This is a genomic window from Kineosporia sp. R_H_3, from assembly GCF_002198675.1.
Classification (GTDB): domain Bacteria; phylum Actinomycetota; class Actinomycetes; order Actinomycetales; family Kineosporiaceae; genus R-H-3.
On sequence record NZ_MWLL01000100.1, the window covers coordinates 23989 to 31912 of the forward strand.

Consider the following 7924-nt stretch of genomic DNA (forward strand, 5'->3'; position numbering starts at 1 on the left):
GGCGGGCAGGGGGCAGACGAACCGACGGGCGCTGTGCCAGGATCGCGGCCATGAGCGCCCGCCCCGGCCCGGCCCCGGAACCACCGCGAGGCCGGCGTCCCGGGCGGCCCCGCGAGGGCGAGACGGGCCGGGAGGAGATCCTCGACGCGGCGGCGGAGCTGTTCTGCCAGCAGGGCTACGCGGCGACGTCCACCCGCGCCGTCGCCCTCGCCGTGGGCATCAAGCAGGCCTCGCTCTACTACCACTTCCCGAGCAAGGAGGCGGTGCTCGCCGAGCTGCTCGCCGGCACGGTGACGCCGTCGATCCGGGCCGCCGAGGAGCTCGAGCGGCTCCCCGGCCGGGCCGCGGCGCGGCTGCACGCGCTCGCGACGTTCGACGTCGGGCTGCTGTGCTCCGGCCGGTGGAACCTCGCCTCGCTGTACCTGCTCCCCGAGCTCCGGCAGCCCCGGTTCGGGTCCTTCCAGGCCGACCGGGCCCGGCTGCGGGCCGCGTACGGCCGCGCGGTCGCCGCCGCGGTGGCGGAGGGGGACGCCCGCCCGGACGACGTCGACCTGGCGACCGCGCTCGTCTTCGGTCTCGTGGAGAGCGTCATCTCCGTGCGCGGGGACCGGGAGCACGGCGCGGACCTCGGTGACCTCGTCACGACCGTCCCGACCGCGTCCCTGCGGATGCTGGGCGTGCCCGCGAACCGGCTGCCCGCCGTGCGGCGGGAGTCGGCGCGGCTCGTCGCCGCCCTCGGTGCCGCTCTGGAGTGACCGGCGCCGCCCTTCCCCTCCCACGACCCGACAGGAGACCGCGTTGCCGCACATGTTCCTCAACGGGACCGCCATGGCGGGCGGAGCCATGCACCACCTCGTCGGCGGGGCACCGCTCGTCGCGGCGACCCGGACGGCGGCGCGCTACCGGTTCCACGCCGTCGAGGACTCCTACCCCGGCCTCGAGGACGTCGGCCCCGGCGCGGGCGGGCACGTCGCCGGCGAGGTGTACGACCTGACCTGGGAGCGGCTGCGGGACGTGCTGCTGCCCGCGGAGCCGGACGGGCTCGAGCTCGGGATCGTCGAGCTCGAGGACGGGTCGCCGTCCCTGGCCATGGTGGTCCGCCGGATCTACGCCGGGCCGGCGACGAGCACCGACATCACGGCGCTGGGCGGCTGGCGGGCGTACCAGGAGGGGCGGGGCTGAGCCCGGCCCGGAATCACCGGGCCGCGTCGCTCAGGCTCCGGGCTCCGGCTGCCGATCATGCCCGGGACCGGTCCGTCCCTCGGGCGGTCGGGTCCTGAGACGGCTGAGACTGGAGGACGGCGCCCATGGGCAGGCCACCCGGCAGCTTCGTCGTGAGCGCGGCGTTCCTCGGGCTCTTCGCGGTGCGGGCGTGGGGGCCGGCCCCCGACCTCGCCCTGCTGCAGGGGCTGCTCTGCGTGGTCATGGTGCTCGGCGCCGTCGCCGTCCGGGCCGGACGCGTCGGCGCCTGGGTGGCGCTGGGCGCTGCGACGGTGACCGTCGTCGTCGGCGGGGCGGTCTGGGCCCTGACCGGGCTGTGGGTGCCGGGCACGATCGCGGCCGCGTGGGCGGCGGTGGCGGCGTTCGGCGTGGTGTCGGCGAGCAGGGTGGTGCCGACGGCCGCACCAGGAGGCGCGCCGGTGCCGGGTGGACGCCGCTCCACCGACCCCGACCCGCTCGCGGCCCCGTGGCCGCACCCCGCCCAGCGTGTGCCCGATCACCTCGCGCCGCCGGCACCGGGCGCCGTGCCGGACGGACGGCGGTACGTGCCCGCGTACAACGCCGCGACCGGCGGTCCCGGGCCGGTAGGGGCCGTCCCGTCCCCCACCGTGCCGGCTCCGATGCCGGCCCCGGTGCCGCCGCCCGCCCCGGCGCCGGCCTTCGCGTCCTCCGCCGCCGTCGGAGCGGCACCTCAGTTCGCGACCGCGGCACCGCGCGCGACGCTGTCGTCGCTGCGGACGACGTCCGTGTCCAGCCTGCAGGGACTCGGGAGCACGGGCACGGGCACGGCCGCGGGCAGGTCCGCTCCTGACGGTCCGCCACGCTTCGGGACCCTGGCTCCTCCGGCCATGGGCCGCGGCGGTGTGCCCGCCCCGGCGGCCGGGCACTCTCCCGGTGGCCTCACCGGCGGCGACCGGGTGTGGGGCTCCCCCGCGGCTCCCGGCAGCGCTGCCCAGGTGCTCCCGGGCGCACGGGGCGGACGCCGCCGCCGGGGCCGCACCAGCGGCTCCGCTGCCCCCGTCCCCGGGCAGCGTCTGCCGGTGGGCGCGCAGCAACCGGCCGGCACGGCTGCGGCCGCTGCGCCTGCTGACGCCGTGATCACCCCACCGCCTCCTGCACCCGCCCCTGCACCCACCCCTGCACGGGCGACCGCACCGGCGACCTCACAGACTCCTGCACCAGCGGCAGCACCACCGACCGCTGCGCAAGCCGCAGCACGGGCCGCTGCACCGGCGCCGGAGGGCCTGGAGCCGCTCACGCGCCGCCCGGGTGACCCGCAGGTGGGCCCCGCGCTGCTGGGCCCCGCACGGGCCCGGATCCGCGAGCTCGAAGGACCCCTGCTCACCTCGTGGCTCGCCGCTCTGGCGGCCGGCGAACGTGGGGAGCCCGCGGCACCGCTCTCCCCGGGACAGGTCGCCGTGCTGGCCGCCGCCTGCGAGGACCCCTCTGCGAGCGCGCGCCTCCTCGACGCCGTGACCGACCCCGTCACGCACGCCGACCGCGCCGCACGTGCTGCACGCGCGGCGGCACTCCTCCATCTGGTGGCCCGGAGCACCGCCGGCACCGATGCGCAGGCGGCGGTCCTGCGGACGCTGGACTCCGTGCACACGTTCTGACGCGCACGCGGCACGTTCGACCGAGGCTCGGCCTGGTCAGGCGGTGCGTCTCCAGGTGTCGTCGGGTGGCGCCTGGTTCCAAATGGGTGGTGTGAGGTCGATCGGGCTCAGCCCGGTCCGGTGCGGTCCGACGCCGCGCGCGTCGGCGTCCTCGTCCAGAGCAAGACGCAACTGCTGCCCGATCCGGTGCGCGGCGGCGTGCGCCTGGTGGTGCAGGTTCCTCGTCAACCGTCGTTCCGGGTCGATCCAGGACGGCGGCCGAACCCACGGGATCCCGTCGAGCATCTCGACCACCCACAGTCCCGCGTGCACGTCCTGGTGGTGCCGGGGACACAGGCTCACCAGGTTGTGCAGGTCCGTCGATCCGCCCTGCTCCCACGCCCGGAGGTGGTGGGCGTCGGTGCCCTCGTGCGGTACCGGGCACGCCGGGATCACACACCCACCGTCGCGGGCGGCGAGGGCCTTGCGCTGTGCCGGGGTGGCGAGCCGGTGTGCCCGTCCGACGTCGAGGGGTGCCCCGTTCGGGTCCAGCAGCACTCTCGTCAGGGTGGCTGCGCACGCCAGGTAGGCGAGCAGGTGGGATCCGATCGGCCCGTGCCGGTGCAGCGTCGCGAACCCCGCCGCCCGACCGACCTGGCACGCAGCCGTGTCGGCGGTTCCGTTGCTGGAGAACGTCGCCGAGACTCGAGCGTCCTGGTCCGTATCCGCAGCGACCTCGCCTCTCTGTCGCATCTGCTCGGCGGCGGCGCCGGCGGCGGCGACCTGCTCGACCGTGGCGGTCACCAAGAGGTTCACCAGCGGCGAGGGCGCCTCACCCCCGCTGCCGCCGGTGAGGCCGGCGCGCAGCAGGCCGATCACCGCGTCGTAGCGGCGCATCGCCACGGTCCGGTCGTCCTTGACCAGCGTGACCTGCTNCACGGAGCAGTCCGATCACCGCGTCGTAGCGGCGCATCGCGACGGTCCGGTCGTCCTTGACCAGCGTGACCTGCTCGACCCCTTGACTGTCGACGGTGAGGACCTCGCGGGCCGGCCGGGACTTGCCCGCGGCGGACAGCATCGCGGACAGCACGGCAGTGTCGGCCGGGGTGAGGGTCATCCGCAGCGACCCCATCCCGGTGGAGTCCTTCACCAACGACAGGCCACGCCGCAGGTGGGCGTCCTCGTCGAAGTCCTCCTCGCGGTCCGGGTCGAGGACCCGGACGAGTTCGTCGACGAGGCGGTGGATCGCCCGGACCGGGAACCGGCGGCACTGCTCGGCCAGGAACGCATCCGCGATCTCCATCCCCGACCGCAGCTCACCCGAGGCTTCGTCCTCGAGCAGGACGACCCGCAGACGCTTCGGCAACCGCGCCACCGCCCGCACACAGGCATCGGCATGCTCGCGGGTGATCTCACCGGCTGCGAGCGCGGCACCGACCTGCGGCAGACTCCCGGAGTCCGCGTCCAACGCGTGCGCGGCCCGCGCGTCGGCGTTCGCCCGACCCTGGTCCACGTTCAACCGTCCGGTCAGGAACGCCGCCGCCACCTTTCCTTCGCTGGCACCGGGCACCGCCTCAGGCCGCTCGTCGAGGACCTTGATCACCGCCAGGCGAGCCGCTTCCGCGGAGGCCATCGCCCGGGTGAACGCCTCCACCACATCCCGTGCCTCGCTGTCCGAGAGGGACCACGCGCATCGCGACGCCTCCAGCACCACCGCGGTTGCGGCCCGCATCGCCTCCACCCCGGCCTGCAGGTCGTGCACCGGCATCGACCCGTCCGAGACCACGTGAGCAGCAGGCANCTCCGCCGTCGCGGCCCGCATCGCCTCCACCCCGGCCTGCAGGTCGTGCACCGGCATCGACCCGTCCGAGACCACGTGAGCAGCAGGCATCGCGGCGTCCGGCTCGCCACCGGGCACCTCGCCCCACGTCTGCTCGTCACTGCTCATGCGACCAACACTAGGGACGGGGTCTGACAGTCTGACCCTCACGAGACCCGCTCCGGCGCAACAACTTTGCGTAAGTCACTCATCACTCACGACCCGTAGTGGTCCCCCGCTCATGTCACATCGGGGCACGCCTCACGTCGAGTGCACGACCACCGGCCCGGCGGCCTGCCGGCGCAGGTACTCGTCGACCGGCAGCGACGCCTCGCCCGCGCAGCCGAGTGTCGAGCACTCGCAGCTGAACGGCCCGAGGGGTGGTTCGGGCATCGCCTCGACCCCCAGGTCCTCGCGGTAGAGCGTCAGCTGGGTGGCCGTCACCTCGTTCTCCTGGCGCCGCATGAGCGCCCGCTCCTCGCCGGTCGCGGCCCGGACCAGGCCCCCTGGCACCCGCAGCAGGGCCGACACGAACCAGTCCACCGTCCCGCGGACCGAACGGCTGCCGTCGACGGCGACGGACCGCAGCCCGAGCGCGCCGGCCCGGGCGCGCAGGGCGGCCGTGACGAGGACGTCGCGCCGGTGCCGGTTCTCGACCGCCGAGGCCGCGCGGGTACTCGGCACGACCTCCGCCCTGGCCGTGACAGCCCGACGGCTGAAGGTCTCGGTCGGCAGCAGCCACAGCGCGGCGTCCGGGCTCTCGAGCAGCGGGGCCACGAGGTCGGGCAGGAGCTGCGGTCCCTCGACGAGGACGGTCGCCCCGGCGCCCAGGGCGTCGAGGTCGTCGACGACGAGGGGCATCCGCTCGCCCGAGATGGCGAGGAACTCCTCGGCGAGCACCTCGGGTGCCCGCAGCCACCGCTCGTCGTAGGTCATGGCGTTGAACGCCTGCGTCCGCGGGAACGCGCCGTCGGCCGCCCGACGCACGTGCTCGAAGCCGTGGGCGTCCACGTGGTAGACCCGCAGGTCCAGGAGCCCGGCGACCGCGCGCACGAGCGTCGTCTTGCCCGCACCGCTGCCGCCGCCCACCCAGAAGGCGGCGCAGGGCGCCGCGGCGGTCATCGAGCCCTACTTCGGCAGCCGGAGCCCGTACATCCCGCCGTCGACGGCGAGCACCGTCCCGGTCGTCGACGCCGACAGCGGCGACGCGAGGTACGCCACGGCGTGGGCGACCTCCTCGGCGCTGACGAGCCGTCCCATGGGTTGCCGGGCCTCGAGCGCTGCACGCTCAGCGGCCGGGTCGGACGCCGCGTCGAGGAGCCGGCCGACCCAGGGAGTGTCCGCGGTGCCCGGTGCGACGGCGTTGACCCGGATCCCCTCGCGCACGTGGTCCGCGGCCATCGCGAGCGTCAGCGTGAGCAGCGCGCCCTTGCTGGCGCTGTAGAGGGCGCGCCGCGGCAGCCCCGCCCACGACGCGACGGACGCCGTGACGACGACCGAAGGCGCCCGCGACGCCCGCAGGTGCGGCAGCGCCGCCCGGACCGTGCGGGCGGTCCCCACGACGTTCAGGTCGAGCACCCGCAGCCACTCGGCGTCGTCGTTCTCCTCGACGGTGCCCTGCGCCCCGATCCCGGCGTTGGCGACGACGACGTCGAGCCCGCCGAGCGTCTCGACGACGATCGCCACCGCGGCCCGCACCGAGGCGTCGTCCGTGACGTCGCACCGCACGCCGAACAGACCGGCCGCCGTGGCCTCCGCGGGCACCTCACCGATGTCGAGGACGGCGACCCGCGCACCGCGGGCGGCGAGCGTCAGCGCGACGGCGAGACCGATCCCCGACGCGCCGCCGGTCACCGCGGCGACGAGCCCGGCGAAGTCCTGCCCGGCCACCGTGGCGCCGTTCGACGTCGTCGTCACTGCTGCCACTCCGGTCCGTCGGGGTAGGTGTACCGCGCCACGCTCGACGCGTGCATCCTGGCACCGAACCCGGGGGTCCGGGGCGCGACGTACCGCCCGGCCCGCACCTCGACGGGGTCGGTGAAGTGCTCGTGCAGGTGGTCGACGAACTCGATGACCCGGCCCTGCATCGTGCCGCTCACCGCGACGTAGTCGGCCATCGCGAGGTGCTGCACGAGCTCGCAGAGACCGACCCCGCCGGCGTGCGGGCAGACCGGCACACCGAACCGGGCGGCGAGCAGGAGGATCGCGAGGTTCTCGTTGACCCCGCCGACCCGGCACGCGTCGAGCTGCAGCACCGACAGCGCGCCGGCCTGGAGCATCTGCTTGAAGATCACCCGGTTCTGCACGTGCTCGCCCGTCGCGACCGCGATCGGCGCCACCGCGCGGGCCACAGCGGCGTGCCCGAGGACGTCGTCCGGGGACGTCGGCTCCTCGATCCACCGCACCCCGAACGGTGCCAGTGCGTTGACCCAGGCGATCGCGGCGTCGACGTCCCACCTCTGGTTCGCGTCGATCGCCAGCTCGACGTCCGGCCCGACCGTCTCCCGGGCCAGCCGCAGCCGGCGGACGTCGTCCTCGAGGTCGGCGCCGACCTTGAGCTTGACGAGCGTGAACCCCTCCGCCACGGCCTCCTTCGACAGCCGCACGAGCTTCTCGTCGTCGTACCCGAGCCACCCGGCGGACGTCGTGTACGCCGGGTACCCCGAAACGAGCAGGTCGGCGGTGCGCGCGGCCCGGCCGGGCTCGGCGGCGCGGAGGATGTCGAGCGCCTGCTCCGGGGTCAACGCGTCGGTGAGGTAGCGGAAGTCGACCTGGGCGACGATCTCCTCCGGCGTCAGGGACGCGACGTACTGCCACAGCGGCAGCCCGGCCCGCCGCGACGCGAGGTCCCACGCCGCGTTGACGACGGCGCCGATCGCCATGTGCAGCACGCCCTTCTCCGGGCCGAGCCAGCGCAGCTGCGAGTCCTGGACGAGGCGGTGGTAGAGCTCGGCCAGGCCCGCGGGGGAGTCCGGCACCGGCCGGCCGACGACGTGCGGGGCCAGGGACCGGACGGCGGCCGCGGCCACGTCGTTGCCGCGGCCGATCGTGAAGAGCAGGCCGTAGCCGTCCCGCTCCCCGTCGGCACCCGGGTCGTCCGTGCCGAGGACGACGTACGCCGCGGAGTAGTCCGGGTCGGGGTTCATGGCGTCGGAGCCGTCGAGCTCCCGCGACGTGGGGAAGCGGACGTCGGTGACGTCGAGCGAGACGATCCGGCCGGGCATCGCGCCGCCTCCAGGGGGTCGTGGTGGACCTCACGATATGGGAGCCTGCGGCCGGTCCCCGGACG

8 protein-coding genes and 1 pseudogene are annotated in these 7924 nt (G+C 75.3%); 3 read left to right on the forward strand and 6 right to left on the reverse strand.

Annotated elements, in window-relative coordinates; all coding sequences use genetic code 11:
• The first annotated feature begins 50 nt into the window (after nucleotides 1-50).
• From ECOMGDLI_RS09225 to ECOMGDLI_RS34530, 3 genes are all read left to right on the forward strand, one after another.
• Entirely contained in the window at nucleotides 51-755 is a 705-nt protein-coding gene (locus ECOMGDLI_RS09225; protein WP_088316307.1) for a TetR/AcrR family transcriptional regulator, read from the forward strand.
• Nucleotides 756-807: 52 nt separating this feature from the next.
• Nucleotides 808-1182 carry a gamma-glutamylcyclotransferase gene (locus ECOMGDLI_RS09230; RefSeq protein WP_233153381.1) on the forward strand — a complete coding sequence of 125 codons (375 nt, stop codon included), beginning with the start codon at nucleotides 808-810 and terminating at the stop codon, nucleotides 1180-1182.
• A 125-nt stretch (nucleotides 1183-1307) separates the two neighbouring features.
• On the forward strand, nucleotides 1308-2837 hold the full coding sequence (locus ECOMGDLI_RS34530; RefSeq protein ID WP_158220953.1) for a hypothetical protein: 1530 nt from the start codon (nucleotides 1308-1310) through the stop codon (nucleotides 2835-2837).
• A 36-nt stretch (nucleotides 2838-2873) separates the two neighbouring features.
• On the opposite strand, the gene ECOMGDLI_RS36745 is transcribed toward ECOMGDLI_RS34530, so the two are convergent.
• From ECOMGDLI_RS36745 to ECOMGDLI_RS09270, 6 genes and pseudogenes are all read right to left on the reverse strand, one after another.
• Complete coding sequence (locus tag ECOMGDLI_RS36745) at nucleotides 2874-3569, reverse strand: DUF222 domain-containing protein (protein WP_369812731.1); 696 nt, start codon at nucleotides 3567-3569, stop codon at nucleotides 2874-2876.
• Nucleotides 3570-3648: 79 nt separating this feature from the next.
• Nucleotides 3649-3751 (reverse strand): hypothetical protein (locus ECOMGDLI_RS36750; RefSeq protein ID WP_369812732.1); only part of this gene is annotated, 103 nt, incomplete at its 5' end.
• Nucleotide 3752: 1 nt separating this feature from the next.
• Nucleotides 3753-4584 (reverse strand): annotated as a pseudogene (locus ECOMGDLI_RS36755) (DUF222 domain-containing protein); the annotation flags it as partial.
• A gap of 312 nt (nucleotides 4585-4896) precedes the next feature.
• The gene (locus ECOMGDLI_RS09260; RefSeq protein WP_088316321.1) at nucleotides 4897-5757 is read right to left on the reverse strand and encodes a hypothetical protein; all 861 of its coding nucleotides are present in this window, start codon (nucleotides 5755-5757) and stop codon (nucleotides 4897-4899) included.
• Nucleotides 5758-5763: 6 nt separating this feature from the next.
• Nucleotides 5764-6552: an SDR family NAD(P)-dependent oxidoreductase gene (locus ECOMGDLI_RS09265; protein ID WP_233153380.1), complete on the reverse strand. Its 789-nt coding sequence runs from the start codon at nucleotides 6550-6552 to the stop codon at nucleotides 5764-5766.
• Complete coding sequence (locus ECOMGDLI_RS09270) at nucleotides 6549-7859, reverse strand: enolase C-terminal domain-like protein (RefSeq protein ID WP_088316323.1); 1311 nt, start codon at nucleotides 7857-7859, stop codon at nucleotides 6549-6551. The genes ECOMGDLI_RS09265 and ECOMGDLI_RS09270 overlap by 4 nt, the downstream gene beginning before the upstream one ends.
• Nucleotides 7860-7924 lie beyond the last annotated feature (65 nt).

Coding starts and splice junctions, on each gene's coding strand:
- ECOMGDLI_RS09225 (WP_088316307.1), top strand. CDS start 51: ATGAGCGCCCGCCCCGGCCCGGCCCCGGAACCACCGCGAGGCCGGCGT.
- ECOMGDLI_RS34530 (WP_158220953.1), top strand. CDS start 1,308: ATGGGCAGGCCACCCGGCAGCTTCGTCGTGAGCGCGGCGTTCCTCGGG.
- ECOMGDLI_RS09260 (WP_088316321.1), bottom strand. CDS start 5,757: ATGACCGCCGCGGCGCCCTGCGCCGCCTTCTGGGTGGGCGGCGGCAGC.
- ECOMGDLI_RS09270 (WP_088316323.1), bottom strand. CDS start 7,859: ATGCCCGGCCGGATCGTCTCGCTCGACGTCACCGACGTCCGCTTCCCC.
- ECOMGDLI_RS09230 (WP_233153381.1), top strand. CDS start 808: ATGTTCCTCAACGGGACCGCCATGGCGGGCGGAGCCATGCACCACCTC.
- ECOMGDLI_RS36745 (WP_369812731.1), bottom strand. CDS start 3,569: ATGCGACAGAGAGGCGAGGTCGCTGCGGATACGGACCAGGACGCTCGA.